The sequence below is a fragment of the Halobacillus karajensis genome (assembly GCF_900108515.1).
Taxonomy (GTDB): Bacteria; Bacillota; Bacilli; order Bacillales; family Halobacillaceae; genus Halobacillus; species Halobacillus karajensis.
Window position 1 is genome coordinate 93459 of sequence record NZ_FNWW01000008.1, and the last position, 19957, is coordinate 113415.

At 41.5% G+C, this 19957-nt stretch carries 17 protein-coding genes; 13 read left to right on the plus strand and 4 right to left on the minus strand.

From position 1 onward, the window contains the following. Positions 1-8 precede the first annotated feature (8 nt). From iolD to iolE, 12 genes are all read left to right on the plus strand, one after another. Positions 9-1922, plus strand: coding sequence for a 3D-(3,5/4)-trihydroxycyclohexane-1,2-dione acylhydrolase (decyclizing) (gene iolD, locus BLW54_RS15915; protein WP_074735791.1), 1914 nt, complete (start codon positions 9-11; stop codon positions 1920-1922). A 131-nt stretch (positions 1923-2053) separates the two neighbouring features. After that, positions 2054-3466, plus strand: coding sequence for a sugar porter family MFS transporter (locus BLW54_RS15920; RefSeq protein WP_074735797.1), 1413 nt, complete (start codon positions 2054-2056; stop codon positions 3464-3466). A gap of 21 nt (positions 3467-3487) precedes the next feature. After that, positions 3488-4522, plus strand: coding sequence for a bifunctional inositol 2-dehydrogenase/D-chiro-inositol 1-dehydrogenase (gene iolG, locus BLW54_RS15925; protein WP_035508112.1), 1035 nt, complete (start codon positions 3488-3490; stop codon positions 4520-4522). Between the two features lie 122 nt (positions 4523-4644). Beyond that, positions 4645-5508 carry a sugar phosphate isomerase/epimerase family protein gene (locus BLW54_RS15930; RefSeq protein ID WP_074735799.1) on the plus strand — a complete coding sequence of 288 codons (864 nt, stop codon included), beginning with the start codon at positions 4645-4647 and terminating at the stop codon, positions 5506-5508. Between the two features lie 163 nt (positions 5509-5671). Then, complete coding sequence (locus BLW54_RS15935) at positions 5672-6514, plus strand: sugar phosphate isomerase/epimerase family protein (RefSeq protein WP_074735801.1); 843 nt, start codon at positions 5672-5674, stop codon at positions 6512-6514. 18 nt (positions 6515-6532) lie between these two features. After that, the gene (gene fba, locus BLW54_RS15940) at positions 6533-7411 is read left to right on the plus strand and encodes a class II fructose-1,6-bisphosphate aldolase (protein ID WP_074735803.1); all 879 of its coding nucleotides are present in this window, start codon (positions 6533-6535) and stop codon (positions 7409-7411) included. A 73-nt stretch (positions 7412-7484) separates the two neighbouring features. Continuing rightward, positions 7485-8423 (plus strand): aldo/keto reductase, encoded by a 939-nt coding sequence (locus BLW54_RS15945; protein WP_074735805.1) that lies wholly within the window; start codon positions 7485-7487, stop codon positions 8421-8423. A gap of 83 nt (positions 8424-8506) precedes the next feature. Beyond that, complete coding sequence (locus BLW54_RS20275) at positions 8507-8857, plus strand: hypothetical protein (RefSeq protein WP_083391564.1); 351 nt, start codon at positions 8507-8509, stop codon at positions 8855-8857. Positions 8858-8919: 62 nt separating this feature from the next. Continuing rightward, positions 8920-9876 carry a hypothetical protein gene (locus tag BLW54_RS15950; protein ID WP_083391565.1) on the plus strand — a complete coding sequence of 319 codons (957 nt, stop codon included), beginning with the start codon at positions 8920-8922 and terminating at the stop codon, positions 9874-9876. Between the two features lie 200 nt (positions 9877-10076). Further along, positions 10077-11078, plus strand: coding sequence for a 5-dehydro-2-deoxygluconokinase (gene iolC / locus BLW54_RS15955; RefSeq protein WP_051744108.1), 1002 nt, complete (start codon positions 10077-10079; stop codon positions 11076-11078). Positions 11079-11140: 62 nt separating this feature from the next. Beyond that, a complete protein-coding gene (locus BLW54_RS15960; RefSeq protein WP_074735808.1) occupies positions 11141-12607 on the plus strand; it encodes a CoA-acylating methylmalonate-semialdehyde dehydrogenase in 1467 nt (488 codons plus the stop codon). An 82-nt stretch (positions 12608-12689) separates the two neighbouring features. Continuing rightward, on the plus strand, positions 12690-13583 hold the full coding sequence (gene iolE, locus BLW54_RS15965; RefSeq protein ID WP_074735810.1) for a myo-inosose-2 dehydratase: 894 nt from the start codon (positions 12690-12692) through the stop codon (positions 13581-13583). A 314-nt stretch (positions 13584-13897) separates the two neighbouring features. Here iolE and BLW54_RS15975 read toward each other — a convergent pair whose 3' ends face one another. From BLW54_RS15975 to BLW54_RS15990, 4 genes are all read right to left on the minus strand, one after another. Next, positions 13898-15298 carry a YjiH family protein gene (locus BLW54_RS15975; RefSeq protein ID WP_074735814.1) on the minus strand — a complete coding sequence of 467 codons (1401 nt, stop codon included), beginning with the start codon at positions 15296-15298 and terminating at the stop codon, positions 13898-13900. Positions 15299-15409: 111 nt separating this feature from the next. Beyond that, on the minus strand, positions 15410-15664 hold the full coding sequence (locus tag BLW54_RS15980) for a biotin/lipoyl attachment domain-containing protein (RefSeq protein WP_074735816.1): 255 nt from the start codon (positions 15662-15664) through the stop codon (positions 15410-15412). Positions 15665-15711: 47 nt separating this feature from the next. After that, positions 15712-17004 (minus strand): Glu/Leu/Phe/Val family dehydrogenase, encoded by a 1293-nt coding sequence (locus BLW54_RS15985; protein WP_074735818.1) that lies wholly within the window; start codon positions 17002-17004, stop codon positions 15712-15714. Positions 17005-17040: 36 nt separating this feature from the next. Next, the gene (locus tag BLW54_RS15990; RefSeq protein ID WP_074735820.1) at positions 17041-18243 is read right to left on the minus strand and encodes an ornithine--oxo-acid transaminase; all 1203 of its coding nucleotides are present in this window, start codon (positions 18241-18243) and stop codon (positions 17041-17043) included. Positions 18244-18461: 218 nt separating this feature from the next. Here BLW54_RS15990 and BLW54_RS15995 point away from each other — a divergent pair, with 218 nt between their 5' ends. After that, complete coding sequence (locus BLW54_RS15995) at positions 18462-19862, plus strand: sigma-54 interaction domain-containing protein (protein WP_392387204.1); 1401 nt, start codon at positions 18462-18464, stop codon at positions 19860-19862. Positions 19863-19957 lie beyond the last annotated feature (95 nt).

Below are 19957 nucleotides of genomic sequence, written 5' to 3' on the forward strand. Positions count from 1 at the left end.
GACCGTATATGAAAGAAACGATTCGTTTAACAACCTCTCAAGCATTAATTAAATTTATAAATAATCAATATATCCATGTGGATGGAGAAGAATTTCCTTTTGTAGAAGGGATTTTTAATATTTTCGGTCATGGGAACGTTCTCGGCATTGGACAGGCCCTTGAACAAGACTCTGGAGATTTAAAGGTCATCCAAGGAAAGAATGAACAGGGGATGTCGCTTGCCGCCATTGCTTACAGCAAAGAGAAACTTAGACAAAAAATCTATGCTGTAACCACCTCCGTAGGACCAGGTTCGGCTAATACGGTCACAGCAGCAGCAACAGCGCTTGCGAATAACATTCCCGTTTTATTTCTGCCAGGTGATACATTTGCTACAAGGCAGCCAGACCCTGTTCTTCAGCAGTTCGAACAGGAAAACAGTATATCAACAACAACCAATGATGCCCTGAAGCCTGTTTCAAGGTATTGGGACCGTGTGACGCGGCCAGAACAGCTGATGAGCAGCTTAATTCGGGCTTTTGAAGTTATGACAGATCCTGCAAAGGCAGGACCAGCGACAATCTCAATCTCTCAGGACGTTGAGGGAGAAGCGTATGACTTCGATGCAGACTTTTTCAAGAAGCGGGTTCATTATATGGATCGCCCGATTCCGCGAGAACGTGAGTTAAAAGGGGCGGAAGAGTTGATCCGCAATAGTAAAAAGCCTGTCATTGTAGTCGGAGGAGGCGCCAAATATTCTCAAGCCCGTGAAATTTTAATGGATCTATCTATAAAACATAATATTCCGTTGGTGGAAACACAGGCAGGAAAGTCAACCGTAGAATCAGGATTTAAAAATAATTTAGGCGGTCTGGGTATTACAGGAACCCTAGCTGCTAATAAAGCAGCTAAGCAATCGGACCTTATTATTGGGGTAGGGACAAGGTATACAGACTTTGCCACTTCTTCAAAAACCGCTTTTGACTTCGAGAATACTCGCTTCCTCAATATAAATGTCAATCGAATGCAGTCCTATAAAATGGATGGATTCCAAGTTGTGGCCGATGCGAAACTTACTTTAGAGCAACTGCAGCCGTTGTTAGATGGCTATGAAACGGAATTTGGCTCAGAAATCCAAGAGCTAAAATCAGAATGGTTAAAAGAACGGGACCGTTTGAGCGAAGTGGTGTTCAGTAGAGAGGATTTTGATCCTGAGATAAAAAGTCATTTTTCACAAGAAATCCTGAACGAATATGCGGATGCCTTGAATACAGAGCTCCCTCAGACAACGGCCCTATTAAAGGTAAATGAAACGATTGACCCTAGCAGTGTGATTATTTGTTCAGCGGGTTCTCTCCCAGGAGACTTGCAGAGACTTTGGCATTCAACTGTACCCAATACCTATCATTTGGAGTATGGCTATTCCTGCATGGGATACGAAATTTCCGGAACACTTGGCTTGAAGCTTGCTAACCCGGATAAAGAAGTATATTCCATTGTTGGAGATGGAAGTTTTCTAATGCTGCATTCAGAATTGATTACTTCTCTTCAATATAATAAAAAAATCAATATTTTACTGTTTGATAACTCTGGCTATGGCTGTATCAATAATTTACAAATGGACCATGGAAGCGGCAGTTATTATTGTGAATTTAGAACAGGCGACAACGAGGTTATGAATATTGACTATGCCAAAGTGGCTGAAGGTTATGGTGCAAAAACCTATAAAGTCCATTCACTGGAAGAGTTAGAAAAGGCTCTAGAAGATGCGAAAAAACAAGATGTTTCCACACTGATCGACATAAAGGTGCTGCCAAAGACTATGACGGACGGCTATCAAAGCTGGTGGAATGTTGGAGTAGCGGAAGTTTCTGAGAAGGAAAGTGTTCAAAAAGCACACGAGTATCGAATGAAAATGCTTGAGGAAGCGAAGCAGTATTAGAGATTTAGGTGAGCAGGAAAGCTGGGAGGGTGGAGAATTCTCCATTCTCCTGTATCCATAAGGGTTTTAGGAAGCGATTACATCTTTATTTTTCTGAATTATCCAAAAATAACACCCTGGAGGCCGAGGGAATGAAAAAAAATATGAACCCACGCAAGTTTTTATTTATCATTATTATTTGTTCGACGTTCGGCGGGCTTTTGTTTGGTTATGATACAGGCGTCATTAATGGGGCACTCCCATACATGTCTAAGGAAAGCCAGCTTAACTTAACCCCATTCCTTGAAGGGTTAGTTACGAGCTCTCTCTTATTCGGGGCTGCTATCGGAGCAATTATTGGAGGCAGGTTCTCGGATAGGATTGGGCGGAAGAAAACGATTATCTTCTTAGCTGTACTTTTCTTTTTTGCCACATTAGGGGTTTCTTTTACGCCTAGTGTAACTCTGATGATTATCTTCCGGTTCTTGCTTGGACTTGCCGTTGGTGGAGCATCTGTTACAGTACCGACTTACTTAGCGGAAATGGCTCCTTCCGAAAGCCGCGGTCGTATGGTCACTCAAAACGAATTGATGATTGTGACAGGACAGTTGCTAGCCTTTACCATCAATGCGATTTTAGGAAACACAATGGACGGGAATGACAGCGTCTGGAGAATTATGTTATTAATTGCAGCTGTTCCCGCTGTCGTTTTATTCTTTGGTATGCTCCCGCTGCCGGAAAGCCCGAGATGGTTGATGAAAAATGAGAAAAAGGACCATGCCATGGGCGTGCTGCACAAGATCCGCGAAAAATCGAACGTACGTGGTGAATATAACCAAATCGATGCCACCGTTATTATGGAAGAAAAATTAGATAAGGCCACGTACAAGGATCTTACTGTTCCATGGGTTCGACATATCCTTTTCCTCGGTATAGGGATAGCGATTGTACAGCAAATTACAGGGGTTAACTCCATTATGTACTATGGAACAGAAATTTTACGTGATGCCGGTTTTAGTACGAATGCGGCATTAACAGCCAATATTTCCAATGGGGTTATATCCGTTCTTGCTACATTTGTGGGGATTTGGCTGCTAGGAAAGGTCGGGCGCAAGCCGATGCTGCTCGTAGGCCAGTTTGGAACATTAACGGCATTACTCTTGATTGGTACTTCATCTCTAGTCTTGGAAGGGACCGCCGCTTTGCCATACATCGTTATTTGTTTGACTGTTATGTTTTTAGGTTTTCAACAAGGGGCGATTTCTCCTGTTACCTGGCTGATGCTTGCAGAGATTTTTCCGCTGCGTCTCCGTGGGCTGGGGATGGGGATCTCCGTATTCTGCTTATGGATGGTTAACTTCGGGGTCAGCTTTATCTTCCCTATTTTGCTTGCTGGGATTGGGCTTTCTTTTACCTTCTTTATATTCGCAGTCCTTGGAGTTGGAGCAATCGCGTTTGTAATGAAGTTCTTGCCTGAAACGAAAGGAAAAACATTAGAAGAGATAGAATCGTATTTCAAGAAACGAGAAAATCAAAAAGAGGATATAAAAACAAAAGCTTTATAAACTTAGAGAGGATGGATGGTTATGACAATCAAAGTAGGAGTTATTGGAACAGGTGCGATTGGAAGAGAGCATATTGATCGAATTGAGAATATTTTATCTGGCGGAGAAGTGAAAGCGGTGACAGATGTGAATCAAGCGTCCGCCTATAAAGCTGTCGAAGACTATCATTTGGATGCGACTGTCTATCCTGATGATGTGGCTCTTGTAGGAGATCCAAACATTGATGCGGTTTTTGTAACAAGCTGGGGACCTGCTCATGAACAAAGTGTTCTTCTAGCTATTGAAGCGGGGAAATATGTCTTCTGCGAAAAGCCTTTAGCGACAACAGCTGAAGGGTGTATGAGAATAGTCGAGGCGGAACAAAAGCATGGGAAACGTCTTGTTCAAGTTGGGTTTATGCGCCGTTACGATGAAGGGTATGTGCAACTAAAAGAAGCGCTTGACAATAACGAAATTGGCGATCCGCTGATGATTCACTGTTCGCACAGAAACCCGGGGGTGGATGAAAATTACAAAACCGATATGGCTGTAACAGAAACATTGATCCATGAAATTGATGCCCTGCACTGGCTTATCCATGACAATTATGAATCGGTAAGGGTAGATTTCCCTAAAAAAACAAAGTATTCCCATGCGGAATTACAGGACCCCCAGGTATTCACACTGAAAACGCAAGGAGGAGTGCTGATTAAAGCAGAAGTCTTTGTTAATTGTAAATACGGTTATGATATTCAGTGTGAAGTTATGGGAGAAGAAGGGATCGCTAAACTGCCAGAAGTAGCTAGTGTAGTGGTTCGTAAAGAATCCAAGCTGAGCTCAAACATCCTAAACGATTGGAAAGTAAGATTTATGGATGCTTACAATAAAGAACTGCAAAACTTCCTTGATTCACTGGTGAAATATGAGGAACCACAAGGACCTACTTCATGGGATGGATACATTGCAGCGGTAACGGCTGATGCTTGCTTAAAAGCCCAGGAAACAGGAGAAGAAGTAGAGATTAAACTTCAGGATACCCCAGATTTTTATAAAAATGAAACGCTTGTCCGAAATTAAATGATAACTCGAGCCAGCGCTTGTAGAATCTGACAAAACAGGCGGGATTTCTATACCAGAAAAATGGCTGGATATGCAGCAGAGAACAGTTAAATTCAAACAGTAAAAGGGAGAGGTTTACATTGCGTTTAGCTTATGATCCGTCACATTATCGTGATAATACAAACTTAAAAGATACGATCGATACAGTTGCTAGATTAGGATATGAATATGTAGAGTTATCGCCGCGTAAGGATTTCATTTGGTTTTATGAATATCCGAAGGTTGATAAGCAGCTCATCAAAGATTTAAAAAGATATTGTTCAGACGCTGGTGTCAAAATCTCTTCTGTCCTTCCTGTGCAACAATGGTCCTCACCCAATGAGGAAGAACGTCAAGCAGCGGTGAGAAACTGGAAGCGTTGTATAGAGATCACTTCTGAATTAGGCGTAGGCTTAATGAACAGCGAATTTTCCGGCGATAAAAGCCGACCGGTTCAAAGTGAAGCGGCTTTTGTGAAATCCATGGATGAGCTCATGCCCCTTTTTGAAAAAGAGGGGATTAAACTGAATTTACAATCCCATCCTCATGATTTTATTGAGTTAAATACAGAAGCGATCAAAATGATTCGTGCACTGGACAAAGAGTGGATTAAGTTGGTTTATTCTGTTCCTCATGCTTTCTTTTATGATGATGGCATTGGTGATGTAGAACAACATTTGGAAGAGGCAGGAGATTTACTTGATCATGTTTTAATTGCGGATACGCTTAATCATAAAGCTGCATTCGGGCTGCGTTACATTGTGAATCCTCCTGATGCAAACGTAACGGTCCATCAGCATTTAAACCCTGGGGAAGGGGAAGTAAACTTTGACGCACTCTATCGGAAATTAAGAGAAATGGAATTTGATGGAATCGTAACAAATGCCGTATTCTCCTACCCTGATAAACCAGAATGGTCGAATGACGTAACATTGAAATCTATTAAAGAGGGATTAAATATTTAATCTCTTTGTTAAGGCACAGGATCTAAAAGAATTTTAATAGATGAAGAAATATGAAGTTTGATGGAATCATAATCAACATTGTTGAGTTATGAGGAGAAAGCCATGCGCCATATAGGAATCACTATGTGGCGCAGCTCTTTTAATGATGAAGGAGGAATAGAAGATGAAATTATGCTTTAATCAGGCGACAACACTTGAAAACTCAAACCTCGAGAAAGACTTAAACTATTGTGACAAGCACGGATATGATTATATCGAAATACGCTCCATGGATAAGCTGCCGGAGTATCTTGAAACACACTCTTTAGAAGAGTTAAAAGCCTTCTTTCAGGAACATCATATTAAACCGTTAGCTTTAAATGCTTTGGTCTTTTTTAATAATCGTGAAAATGAAGATGATGTGTTAGCGGAGTTTAAACAAATGGTCGAAACGGGCAGTGAACTTGGTGTTCAGTATATCGTCGCCGTTCCTCTTGTAACCGAAGAGAAAATTTTGCTGAAGGACATTGAAGAAAGTGCTGTAAATATGCTGAGAGAATTCTCGAACATTGCAGAACCTTATGGTATCAAAGTCGCTGTGGAGTTTGTCGGCCATCCGGAATGCACGATTAATACATTTGAGCAGGCTTACGAGATTGTGCAAAAGGTGGATCGTGAAAATGTGGGATTGGTCTTCGACTGCTTTCATTTTCATGCTATGGGGTCAAGCTATGAAGCGTTGAAACAAGCAGATGGACAGAAGATTTTCATTCTTCATATTGATGATACAGAAGATTTTCCAATTGGTTCATTAAGAGACGAAGACCGTGTCTGGCCTGGGGAAGGGGCCATTGATTTAGATGGTCTATTAACTACCTTGAAAGAGATTGGTTATGAAGATGGAGTCGTATCTGTAGAGTTGTTCAGACCTGAATATTACCAAATGGATGCAGAAGAAGTGATTACGAAGGCAAAGGATACTACCTTAGCCATCGTTTCCAAGCACTATGACACTCAACCAATTTAAATAAGAGGATTGATACATATGAAAACGAAAGAAAATGTGCTGACGCCCCTGGTATCTATGAAGGACATGCTGATAACAGCAAAACGCGAGCAATATGCTGTTGGGCAATTTAATATTAACCATCTGGAATCCATTCAAGCCTTTTTAACTGCGGGGGAGGAAGAGGAATCTCCATTAATATTGGGAGCGTCTGATCGATTGATCGATTATCTCGGCGGGTTTCAGACCATTGTTTCTATGGTGGAAAGCCTAGTAAAAGCGATGTCTATTTCCGTGCCTGTCACTTTGCATCTTGATCATGGCAAGAGCGTGGAGCGCTGTAAAGCTGCTGTGGATGCCGGTTTCACTTCTGTCATGATTGACGGCTCCCAATATTCCATTGATGAAAACATCCAAATGACAAAAGAAGTAGTGGATTACGCCCATTCTAAAGGGGTTTCTGTTGAGGCGGAGGTTGGGTCAGTAGGTGGAACAGAAGATGGTGTTGTCGGTGGTGTCAAATATGCGGATCCTGATGAATGCTTGAAGCTGGTCGAGGAAACAAATGTTGATGCCTTGGCGGCAGCTCTAGGATCTGTGCATGGCCCTTACCAGGGAGAGCCGAAGTTAGGCTTTGTAGAGATGAAACAGATCTCTGAAATGACCCAAGTGCCGCTTGTGCTCCACGGAGGATCTGGTATTCCCATTTATCAATTACAAAAAGCAATCCAGCTTGGACACGCCAAGATAAATGTCAACACAGAGTGTATTCAAGCATGGACAAATGCTGTGAGAGAAGTTCTGAATGCTGATGCTCACGTCTATGAACCTAGAATTATTCATACTCCGGCTAAAGAGGCGATGAAAGAAATGGCTAAAAGCAAGATGAAAGAGTTTATGAGCAGTAAGAAAGCATAAAGAGAGAGGGGGCTTCATAGGTCGCCCTTTTCAAATGAACCAATATACGTCCGCAAGAAAGGAGAAAATGGAAATGGAAGAAAAGATTAGAATTGGAAAAACAGACTTATATGTTAACCCTATTGGTCTTGGAACCAACGCAGTCGGAGGTCATAACTTATATCCAAATCTTGATGAGCAGCAAGGAGTGGATATGGTCAAAGAAGCTGTTAAAAATGGGGTGGACTTTTTAGATACCGCTTATATATATGGACCTGGCCATTCCGAAGAGTTAGTAGGAAAGGCGATAAAAGAAATGGGCAATCGCAGTGATGTTGTCTTAGCGACGAAAGGAGCGCAAAAGTTCGACAATGGTAAGGAAGTTTTGGATAACTCCCCTGCCTTTCTTAAACAGTCAGTGGAAGATAGTCTCAAGCGTTTGCAGACCGATTATATTGATCTGTATTACATTCATTTTCCTGATGAAAACACTCCGAAAAATGAAGCGGTAGGTGCCCTTAAGGAACTAAAAGACGAAGGTAAAATACGTTCCATCGGTGTTTCTAATATGAGCCTAGCTCAGCTGAAAGAAGCCAATCAGGATGGGTATGTAGATGTGTTTCAGGGTTTATACAATTTGTTCCAGAGAGATTCGGAAAAAGAGTTCTTCCCTTATACCCTTGAACATGAAATTTCTTTTGTGCCGTTTTTCCCATTAGCCTCAGGTCTTCTTGCTGGGAAGTACGATAAACATACGACGTTCCCTGCGTCTGATTTACGCTCGAGTATGCCTCATTTTCAGGGGGATGCGTTCGTTCAAAACCTGGAAAAAGTTGAACAATTGCGAACAATCGCGAATCAAAAAGGTGTCGAAGTCCCTCATTTAGTACTTGCCTGGTACCTGGCTCATGAGGCCATAGATACTATTATTCCGGGAGCAAAGAATGGAGAACAAGTAAAAAGCAACTTAAAAACGCTTGAAGTGAATATAAGTAAACAAGAATTCGATAAGATTGACAAACTATTTGCCTAGCTTCTAATAGAAGGCGAGGGGAGATATTCCCCTCCTTTGTGAGTATTTGTCATTCATACTCCTGACCTGTTGGAGAGATCTTTATGAAGCAATGGCTGTCTGACCGACTGTTTATTCTATATTCCATAGTTTTAGCTTTGTACTTGTTCCATGTGTTTTTGGACAACTCCTATCTTGAATGGACAGTGGAGATCTTAGCTGTTCCAACCCTTTTGATTTCCTTTTACTATGCAACTCGTTTGTTTCAAGTCCTGGGAGGTCTATTTCTAGCTGCTGGAAGTTTGATGTTTCTTTCAGCTGACACCCCTGTGCACGCCTTTCCTTTGGACCTGATATCCAACATGAATCTCCTTGTTTTTTTAAGCATGCTGCCATGGATCAACAGTGCTGCCTATATCGGGTTTGTTATGAGAAGAGTATTAAAAGGCTTATGAAGGTCAATGTTCGACATCTAGGTGATTTGTATCCTAAAAGTATAGTGACAAGTGGAACGTTAATGACGTTCTTAAATTTGTCTGCTGTAAATTTGTCCCAAGGGATTTTGATTGATTCATTAAAAACAGTGAAAAAGAGAATCCGTGATCGGTTTATTACGAGATCCACTATACACGCTTATGCATTAACAATGATATGGAGTCCGATGGAAATCATGGTGGGGATTGTTGTTGATGCTACAGGGGTCAGTTATTTGAGCTACCTTCCTTGGCTTTTACTGGTATCGTTCGCAGTTTTAATCATTGACTTGTATCTGGAAAAACACTCCTTTCGGTCCATCCCATATAAGGGCCAGGGGATGGCGCATAGGCACAAGGTTAAGAAGGAAATCTATCTGAAAATGGTCAAATTACTGATGGTATTAGGGTTGTTTTTGGTTATGGTGATGATCACAAGCCACTGGTTTCAACTTAGTTTTATTCTGGCTGTTACCCTCGTTATTTTTCCGTTTTCTTTCGTTTGGTCGCTTTTTATGAAAAAAGCTTTCCTTTTCTTAAGAGTTGGGTACAAAACCTGGCGTCAGAAAACAAATCACTTACAGAACTTTGTCGTTCTTTTTGTTTCTTTATCTATTTTTTCAAACTGTCTTAATCAGACAGAAGCCCTTACGTGGATTCAATATCCATTTATTATATTTCAAGAATACCCTGTGATCATTCTTGGCCTCATTTTATTTACGTACATAGGGCTGGGCCTTTTTGGGGTACATCCGATTGCCACGGTTGGTGTATTGCTTGAAATCTTGCGGCCGTTTTTTGAAGTTTTCAACCCTATGGGAATCGGAGTGATGTTGATTGTAGGAGCTTTGGCAACGGCAAGCTCAGGACCCTATGGTGTTGTGGTTACAATGACATCCATAAATACCCGCCAAAACCCATACGCCATTACAATCACCAATTTGCCTTTTACTTTAATCTTCGGGTCTATCGGAATAGCCGCTGCCTACTTGCTATTATGAGTAAGTTTAGAGAGGAAAAGTTTTATTAATGGTTTTTATGGGTAATTTAAGGTTAATTTTTGATCATATATTGTAACTTTGTGTTGCAATTATGCTCAGAGTGTTATATTGTATGGTTAAGTTAATTAAACGCTTTCAAATTATAGAAACTAAAGTAAATCTACTATTCTTAAAAGTTGAGATTTAATGGAGGGGATCATGTGTATAACTTGGATTTCAAAGAAGATCGACCCTTAGACCTTGTTGGAGTTGGGAGACTTTGCATTGATTTAAATGCAGATCAGTTCAATCGGCCGATGGAGGAAACAAAATCTTTCACAAAGTATGTAGGAGGTTCCCCGGCTAACATTACCATTGGGGCTGCAAGGCTTGGTCTTAAACCGGGTTTTATAGGGAAGGTCTCCGATGACCAAATGGGCCGCTTCATTGTGGAATACCTCGACGGGGATAACATTGATACAACGAATATAGCTGTTGATCATACTGGAGCTGTAACAGGACTTGCTTTTACTGAGATTAAAAGTCCAGAAGATTGCAGCATCCTTATGTATCGGGATAATGTAGCGGATCTTAAACTTAGCACAGATGATGTATCTGAAGATTACATTAAAAACGCAAAGGCCTTGCATATCTCTGGTACGGCACTGGCGGCAAGTCCATCAAGAGAAGCTGTATTCCTAGCGCTAGAATATGCTAGAAAACATGAAGTAGTGGTTATTTTTGATATAGACTACCGTCCTTACACTTGGAACAACGACAAGGAAACAGCGACGTATTATAACCTTGCTGCGGAAAAATGTGATGTCATTATTGGTACAAGAGATGAGTTCGACATGATGGAACAGTTCGAAAAAGAGAAGAAATCAGATGAAGAAACCGCTTCGAAGTGGTTTAGTCATCACGCTGAGATTGTGGTGATTAAACATGGAGCTAAAGGTTCTTTCGCTTATACCAAAGACGGAAATTCACATACGAGCGGTACCTTTAAAACAAAAGTGCTGAAAACCTTTGGTGCCGGTGATTCCTATGCCTCCGCTTTTATATATGGGCTATTTAAACAGTGGGATTTATCAAAAGCGATGGAATACGGGAGTGCTTCAGCTGCTATTGTCATTTCAAGACACAGCTGTTCAGACGCCATGCCGACAACGAATGAAATTGAGGATTTTATGTCAAAAGCCGAACGACAGGGGATTTCCTGATTGACCTGTAATGGAAGGCATCTTATTTAACTCTCATCACTATTTTTAAGGAGGAAAATGAAATGAGTCATGTGACAAGTGAAGTAAAAACACTAAAAAATTATATTGGCGGCGAATGGGTTGAGGCGAAAAGCGATCAAACAGAAGAGGTTTATAACCCTGCCACAGGAGAGGTCATTGCTAATGTACCTATTTCTTCAAAAGAAGATGTAGATTATGCAGTTAACGTTGCTAAGGCAGCTTTCCAGGATTGGAAGGAAGTACCTGTACCGAAAAGAGCGCGTATCTTGTTCAAATACCAGCAACTGCTTGTTGAACACTGGGATGAGCTAGCAGAATTGATTACGATTGAAAATGGTAAAAATTTAAAAGAAGCCAAAGGTGAAGTACAGCGGGGAATTGAAAATGTTGAGTTTGCGACAGGTGCCCCAACGCTTATGATGGGCGATCAATTGCCGTCGATTGCTACAGGCCTTGAATCTGGAATGCATCGCTATCCAATCGGTGTTATTGGAGGAATAACCCCATTTAACTTCCCGATGATGGTTCCATGCTGGATGTTCCCTATGGCCATTGCGACAGGAAATACTTTTGTCATGAAGCCGTCTGAGCGTACACCACTCTTGGCCAATCGCTTAGCTGGGCTTTTAGAAGAAGCGGGACTGCCAAAAGGCGTATTTAATATCGTCCATGGGGCACACGATGTTGTAAATGGACTGCTTGATCATAAGAAGGTGGCAGCTATTTCTTTTGTTGGGTCTCAGCCAGTAGCAGAATATGTATATAAACGCGGTACAGAAAATCTGAAGCGTGTACAAGCTCTTGCTGGAGCAAAAAACCATTCAATCGTTTTAAATGACGCTAACTTGGACAATGCTTCCACCCAAATTTTTAATGCAGCATTTGGTTCAGCCGGAGAACGCTGCATGGCTGCCTCCGTAGTTGCTGTTGAAGAGTCTGTAGCTGATGAGTTTATTGAGCAGCTTAAGAAGAAAGCGGATGAGGTGAAGATCGGAAACGGCCTTGAGGATGATGTCTTCTTGGGTCCAGTTATTCGTGAACAACATAAAGAACGTACGCTCGGTTATATTGAAAAGGGCGAACAAGAAGGTGCCAAGCTTATAAGAGATGGCCGCCAAGATAAGGCCTCTCAAGAAAAAGGTTATTTTGTCGGACCGACAATTTTCGATAATGTAACAACAGAAATGAAGATCTGGCAAGATGAAATTTTTGCACCTGTGCTTTCTATTGTACGTGTTAAGAATTTAGATGAAGCTGTAGAAGTCACGAATGAATCTCCATTTGCTAACGGCGCCTGCATTTTTACGAGAGATGGCGGCAGTGTTCGTCAGTTTCGTGAAACCATTGATGCAGGGATGCTCGGTGTCAATATTGGAGTCCCAGCACCGATGGCATTCTTCCCGTTCTCCGGATGGAAAAACTCTTTCTATGGAGACTTACATGCCAATGGCAAAGATGGGGTAGAATTCTTTACTCGTAAAAAAGTTATGACCACCCGCTGGGTATAAGTTAACGGAAAAAGGGAGAGGGATCTCCCTTTTTTCTACATAAAATTTGTAAGCGTTTTAAAGGGTAGGAGGCTAATGGAAGATGTTTAAAGATCAGACGGTTAAACTGGGGATTTGTCCAATCGGCTGGACCAACGATGATATGCCTGAATTAGGGAGTTGGAATACTTTTGAACAGTGCGTCAGCGAAATGGCCCTAGCTGGATTTGAGGGGACAGAAGTAGGTAATAAATATCCCAAGGATAGACAAGAGTTAAAGAAAGCGCTTGAATTACGGCAGATGCAAATTGCCAGTGCATGGTTCAGTTCATTTCTCACGACTCTCCCTTTTAAGGAGACAGAGGAAGCTTTCATAAAACATCGCGATTTTCTTTATGAAATGGGTGCTAAGGTTATTGTAGTATCCGAACAGGGCCGCAGTATTCAAAAAGAAGATGTTCCTTTATTTGAAGCTAAGCCTCATTTCACTGAAGAAGAATGGGAGCTTTTAGCGGAAGGTTTAAACCTTCTGGGTGAGCTTGCTCACGAGAAAGGGATGGAAATTGTATTCCATCATCACATGGGTACAGGTGTGCAGACAAAAGAGGAAATTGATAAGCTGATGAACATCACAGATGAAGACAAGGTTTCTCTTCTTTTTGACACGGGGCACCTTTATTTATCTGGCGAAGATCCTCTGGAGGTATTAAAGCTGCATTTGCCCCGGATAAAACATGTCCATTTAAAAGATGTTAGAGGTGATGTTGCAGCACAGGTCCGCCAGCAAAAGACGGCCTTTCTTGATGGTGTAAAAGAAGGGATGTTTACCGTTCCAGGAAACGGAGATATAGAGTTTGGGCCAATTTTTGAAACGTTGGCCAATTTCGATTACAGAGGATGGGTGCTGGTTGAAGCGGAACAAGACCCAGCCAAAGCTAATCCTCTAGAACAAGCGATTATAGCTCGAAATTATATCCGTGAAACTGCGAAGATTTAGTGTTATTTTAGTTAAATCCTTATGGCTCTTAAAAATGATGAACTGGAAAAGTTTCTCTTTAGATAGGGAAGCTTTTTTATTTTTTTAGAATATGCGGAGGAGAGTTGAAGGGCGATTTAACGATTGATAGCCCTTCTTTTATTCAGCATATGGGTCACTTATATGGTTCTCTGTATGAATCGGGGAAGGTTCAATATTTTGAAAAAGGCGTAATCCCATGGGTAGGATTACGCCTCATCATTCTCATTCGTATGTCCATTCTTCCTGAGCCATCAAGTTTGTCCTAAAAAGAAACATTTTTCGTTCCGCCTGCGTTAAAAGAATAAATGGGCCATAAGCACAATAATTGGTAAGGTAATAAGTGTTCGCTCTAAAAAGATGATAACGAGATCTTTGAAAGTCACGGGAAGTTTCGAGCCAAGTAGAAGACCCCCTACCTCAGACATATAAATTAGTTGCGTAACGGATACGCAGGCGATGACAAACCTTGTTAGTGGACTCTCAATGCCACTTCCTATCACAGCTGGAAGAAACATATCTGCGAATCCAACGACCATGGTTGGAGCTGCAGCAGCCGCCTCGGGAACTTGCATCAAATGAAGGAGAGGAATAAACGGAGCGCCAATCCACTCAAATACTGGTGAATATTCAGCAATAATTAACGCCATTGTCCCAATTGCCATAACAATTGGAATGACACCTATCCACATATCCAGAACGTTTTGAACGCCCCCTTTTATTACATGCCTCCATTTTGTATTTTTTGCCTTTCCAACGGCCTGGTTGATTCCCCACTTAAATGAGGACGTGTGTCTTGGGATCTTTTCATCCCAATGATTTTCTGCGTGTTCAAAGTATTGATTTGGTTTTTTTGATAAGGGGGGAATCCGTGGACAGATCAGAGCAGCGGCTAACCCTGCAAGGACGATTGTTAGGTAGTATTGGAAAAACATGTGTTGCAGATCAACTAATGTTAAAACAACAATCGTGAATGTGATAGAGACAACGGAAAAGGTCGTTCCTATAACCGCCGCTTCTCTTTTGGTATAAAAACCACCTTCGTATTGTTTACTGGTTAGGAGGATACCTATTGTCCCATCCCCTAACCAGGAAGCTAGACAATCGATGGAGGATCGGCCTGGTAAGGTGAAAATGGGCTTTATAATTTTTGTTAATAAAGCCCCGCATAATTCGAGAAGTCCGAAATCCAAAAGCAGGGGTAGGAGTAAACCGGCAAATAGGAATACGGCCAACAAGGCTGGGATAAGGTCACTAAAAAGTAAACCGCCCGTCTCGCCTGACCATATGAATTTGGGACCGCTTTCATAAAAGGTTAAAACAGCAAAAAATGCGGCAACTATTCTTGCCAAAAACCAGAACGTCGATACACCAAAAAGGCCTTTTAAAAAGGGCTTCTCAAGGATCCACACGGGTTTGAACACTTTCGTAATCGCCGTCATTACAGCTGTTAGCATAAGGATAACCGTTATAAAGATTGGTAACACACCAGCGAATGCACTTTGGACCCAGTTCGCGAGTAAGGCGACTGGAATTGTGATTTCTCCTTGGATGCTTAAAGGGATCATGAATAAGAGGATTCCAACCAAGGAAGGAATCATAAATTTTAGAACGTCCATACGGTTAGAACGTTCTATTGGTTCGGTGTGATAACTTTGTGAATGATTTTGTTCATTACTTTGGGCAGGATCGCTCATATACAAACTCTCTCCCTACTGAAATTTCCTTCATTTTTGCTTTGAATTTACAGGACCTTTGAGAAAAGGAAACAGGGGAGTAAGAGGGTGACTCCCCTATATATCTTGGAATCAATCGCTTCCGGTAATTTCTAAATCATCTTTTAGTGTTGTTAACACCATGTTTTGGGTCACGTTCTGCCCCTGGGAAATTTCCACTGAAGTAATATGTCCGCTAATCCCTATAGAGACTTCAACTTCTTTTTTTTCATTTGTTTCGATGACAAACAACGTTTCCCACTCATACACATAAGCCGAAGGGGTAACCAAAACATTTTTGACAAAGCCATCACAAGGACTATAGACATTTTGAAGCGATTTTTTCATGATTACTCTCCTTTTTTAAAAAAATTCGGTCAATTAAAGATGAACCCTTACACCCATCCCCGAAAACGAGAGGCCTCCGCCATCTCTCGAACTCCGATTATATAGGCGGCTAAGCGCATATCAACTTGATGTTTGGCAGCTGCCGAATAAACCTTCTCGAAGGAATCCACGATTACTTGACGCAGTTTTGTTGAGACTTCTTGTTCCGTCCAGTAGTATCCTTGATTGTTCTGGACCCATTCAAAATAGGAGACCGTTACACCGCCTGCGCTTGCAAGGACGTCTGGGATAAGCAGGATTCCTCGCTTGCTTAATATTTTGGTTGCCTCAAGGGTTGTTGGTCCATTCGCAGCTTCTACAATAATAGAAGCTTTTATGTTTTTGGCATTTTCCATTGTGATCTGATTGGAAATTGCTGCAGGGACAAGGATATCGCACTCTTTTTCGAGGAGTTCTTTATTTGTAATGGTTTGATCAAACAAATTGGTGACCGTACCGAAACTATCACGGCGATCGAGTAAGTAATCAATGTCGAGTCCGTTTGAATGATAGATCGCACCATGGGCATCTGAAATGCCCACAACCTTTGCACCAGCCTCATGCATAAATTTAGCTAAGAAGCTGCCGGCATTCCCAAAACCTTGGATGATTACTTGGGCTCCTTCCAACTGAATTCCTTTTTTCTTCGCGGCTTCTTCTACGCAAATGGTTACACCGCTTGCTGTGGCGGTTTCCCGACCATGGGAACCGCCTAGGACCACTGGTTTTCCTGTAATAAATCCTGGGGAATCGAATTCACGAATCCTGCTGTATTCGTCCAACATCCAAGCCATGATTTGAGAATTGGTAAAAACATCGGGAGCTGGAATATCTTTAGTTGGCCCAACTACCTGGCTGATGGCCCGAACGTAACCGCGGCTCAAACCTTCAAGCTCACGAAAAGACATTTCTCTCGGGTCACAGATAATTCCACCCTTGCCTCCACCGTATGGCAAACCGGCAATCCCGCATTTTAAACTCATCCACATTGATAAGGCTTTTACCTCATTTTCATTAACCTCTGGGTGGAAACGCACACCCCCTTTTGTGGGTCCGACGGCATCGTTGTGTTGAGAACGATAGCCAGTGAAGATTTTAATTTTCCCATCGTCCATTCGAACAGGGATGCGTACAGTGAGCATTCTCATCGGCTCTTTCAACAATTCAAAGGTTTCTGCTGGATAACCTAAGTTGTCTATCGCCTCTTTTATTACAATTTGTGTGGATGTAAAGAGATCAATCGCCTCTTCTTCTTGAGAATGTTTTCGCTGTTGGGCACTTAATAGATTGGTTGCCGCCATTTTTATACCTCCATGGGATTATAGAAGTCATCCTCGTTATTTTGATAGGACACTAGTAATCTTTTCAATCGCCCATTCAAGATCTTTTTCCTTAATCACCAGTGGAGGGGCAAAACGGATAACATTTTCGTGAGTCTCTTTACAAAGCAATCCTTCTTCTTTTAATTTTTCACAGTATGGGCGCGCATGTTCATGTAATTCGACACCGACAAACAAGCCTTTCCCGCGAACTTCTTTAATCATTGGGTTATCGATTTTCTTAAGTTTCTCTTTAAAATAGTGCCCAAGCTGAAGAGAACGACCGGCTAATTTTTCCTCTTCAATCACATCTAATGAAGCTATAGCTACAGCACTTGCGAGCGGGTTTCCGCCGAAAGTAGAACCGTGTGACCCTGGGGTGAAGACTCCTAAAATATCTTCATTTGCGGCAACGCAGGAAATGGGCATCACACCGCCTCCAAGTGCCTTACCAAGAATATACATGTCTGGCTTCACACCTTCCCAATCACAGGCAAACATTTTTCCGGAGCGAGCTAGACCTGACTGAATTTCATCGGCTACAAATAGGACATTCTCGTTCTTACATACTTCATAGGCCTCTTTTAGGAATCCTTCTGGTGGGATGACAATTCCTGCTTCCCCCTGGATCGGTTCGAGTAAAAAGCCGGCAGTATTTGGTGTGATGGCCTTTTTTAAAGCATCGATATCTCCATAAGGAATCAGCTTTATACCTGGCAGGACTGGCCCGTAACTGCGTTTCCCGCCCGATTCAGACGATAGGGAAACGGCTGTCATCGTTCTGCCGTGGAAGTTGCCTTCACAAGCAATGATCTCAGCTTTGTTTTCGGAAACTCCTTTCTTATCATAAGCCCAGCGCCGTACTGCTTTTACCGCTGTTTCAACAGCTTCAGCACCTGTGTTCATTGGAAGGACCATGTCTTTTCCGGTCAACTCGGATACTTTTTTGTAAAATGGCGCAAGTTGGTCATTATGGAAGGCGCGTGAAGTTAAGGTCACACGGTTTGCCTGTGCTGTTAACGCTTCAATAATCTTAGGATGTCTATGACCTTGGTTTACAGCAGAATAGGCACTTAACATATCCATATAGGTGTTTCCTTCGGGGTCCTTAACCCAGACGCCCTCAGCTTCTGAAATAACGATGGGAAGGGGGTGGTAGTTATTTGCTCCATATTGTTCCGTTTGACTTATAATCTCATTTGATTTCATTGTTGTATTCATTTTATTCCTCCTTTTTTGCTTTCACCTCTTTATATGCAAGATTTATGCCAACTTAAAAAACTTTGTTTTAGAGCCTTTATATAAAAAAGAAAACGACATTCGAAAAATAATTTTGCGGATAATAGAAAAATGGTTGAAACAACCGCTTAATTTTTTTGCGGTTAGGCTGTTATTCTATTAATATAAACATAGCGAGATTATAAGGGTGTGACAGAATGGTGAATAAGAACGCAGGAGATATCCAGTCATTGACCAGAATGAATCAGTTATATGAAAAGTTACTTAATGAAGTGGATGTCGGAATTCACGTGATAAATGAAAAGGGAAAGACGATCATTTACAACAAAAAAATGATGGAGATTGAAGCAATGGCCAGCGAGGATGTGCTCGACAAAAATCTACTGGATGTCTTTATGTTCAGAGAAAGTCAAAATAGTACGCTTGTTAAAGCATTAAAAACGGGGAAAACGACCAAAAACATCAAACAAACGTATTTTAATAATAAAGGGAAAGAAATTACCACAATTAATCATTCCTTTCCTATTAAGGAAGAGGGGAGAATTACCGGGGCCATTGAAATCGCGAAAGATGTGACCCAATTGGAAAGAGTAATGAAGGAAAACATGCTCAATAAGCAAAATGGGAAAATTACGTTTGATACGATTATTGGCCGAAGCCAGTTGATGGAGACGGTTGTGGATGAGGCGAAAAGAGCGACTAGGACATCTTCCTCTGTGCTGGTAGTTGGGGAGACAGGTACAGGAAAAGAGTTATTTGCTCAGAGTATCCATAATGGCAGTAATCGATCAAGGGCACCTTTTATCTCCCAAAACTGTGCAGCCATTCCAGACGGCTTAATGGAAAGTTTATTGTTTGGTACAAAAAAGGGGGCATTTACAGGGGCGGTAGATCGACCTGGTCTGTTTGAACAAGCGGATGGAGGCACACTGCTGTTAGACGAAATCAACTCTTTAGAACCTTCGCTTCAGGCAAAACTTTTAAGAGTCATTCAAGATAAATCGATTAGAAGAGTTGGGGATACGAAAGATAAAGAGGTAGATGTTCGTATCATCGCTACCATTAATGAGGATCCCCTTGACGCGGTTGCGAACAACCGATTAAGGAAGGACTTGTACTATCGACTTAGTGTAGTCACCTTGTTTATTCCGCCACTTCGTGAAAGAAAGGAAGACATTTTGTTACTGACTCAGGCCTTTATCGATAAATATAGTACTTTGTTTAATATGGATGTAAAAGGGATAAGCGAAGGAGTCAAAACATTGCTTCAACAACATAATTGGCCGGGAAATGTAAGGGAACTGGAACATACAATCGAAGGAACAATGAATCTAATTATGGGGGAAGATGTTATAACCATTCAAAACCTACCAGGAAGGTTTCGTAGTAGATACCAAGCAGAGGAAGAACCATTGGTTCAGGGGGATGAGGGAGATCTCTCTGAAAGCAATCAAACGCTACATGAGAAAATGACAAAGGTTGAAAAAATGTATATTCAACGAGTTCTTAAAAATAACGGCCATAATATCACAAGGGCTGCAAAAATTCTTGGCATTAGCAGACAAAGCTTACAGTACAGGTTAAAGAAGTTTGGACTCTAGCTCATTTAGTAGATTTTACGTTTATTTAATAGAATTACAATTAGATGAAAGGGACCTATGAAGAGTATTTTACCTCTATCTTTTTTGTTATAAAA

Coding starts and splice junctions, on each gene's coding strand:
- iolD (WP_074735791.1), top strand. CDS start 9: ATGAAAGAAACGATTCGTTTAACAACCTCTCAAGCATTAATTAAATTT.
- BLW54_RS15920 (WP_074735797.1), top strand. CDS start 2,054: ATGAAAAAAAATATGAACCCACGCAAGTTTTTATTTATCATTATTATT.
- iolG (WP_035508112.1), top strand. CDS start 3,488: ATGACAATCAAAGTAGGAGTTATTGGAACAGGTGCGATTGGAAGAGAG.
- BLW54_RS15935 (WP_074735801.1), top strand. CDS start 5,672: ATGAAATTATGCTTTAATCAGGCGACAACACTTGAAAACTCAAACCTC.
- fba (WP_074735803.1), top strand. CDS start 6,533: ATGAAAACGAAAGAAAATGTGCTGACGCCCCTGGTATCTATGAAGGAC.
- BLW54_RS15945 (WP_074735805.1), top strand. CDS start 7,485: ATGGAAGAAAAGATTAGAATTGGAAAAACAGACTTATATGTTAACCCT.
- BLW54_RS20275 (WP_083391564.1), top strand. CDS start 8,507: ATGAAGCAATGGCTGTCTGACCGACTGTTTATTCTATATTCCATAGTT.
- BLW54_RS15950 (WP_083391565.1), top strand. CDS start 8,920: ATGACGTTCTTAAATTTGTCTGCTGTAAATTTGTCCCAAGGGATTTTG.
- BLW54_RS15960 (WP_074735808.1), top strand. CDS start 11,141: ATGAGTCATGTGACAAGTGAAGTAAAAACACTAAAAAATTATATTGGC.
- iolE (WP_074735810.1), top strand. CDS start 12,690: ATGTTTAAAGATCAGACGGTTAAACTGGGGATTTGTCCAATCGGCTGG.
- BLW54_RS15975 (WP_074735814.1), bottom strand. CDS start 15,298: ATGAGCGATCCTGCCCAAAGTAATGAACAAAATCATTCACAAAGTTAT.
- BLW54_RS15980 (WP_074735816.1), bottom strand. CDS start 15,664: ATGAAAAAATCGCTTCAAAATGTCTATAGTCCTTGTGATGGCTTTGTC.
- BLW54_RS15985 (WP_074735818.1), bottom strand. CDS start 17,004: ATGGCGGCAACCAATCTATTAAGTGCCCAACAGCGAAAACATTCTCAA.
- BLW54_RS15990 (WP_074735820.1), bottom strand. CDS start 18,243: ATGAATACAACAATGAAATCAAATGAGATTATAAGTCAAACGGAACAA.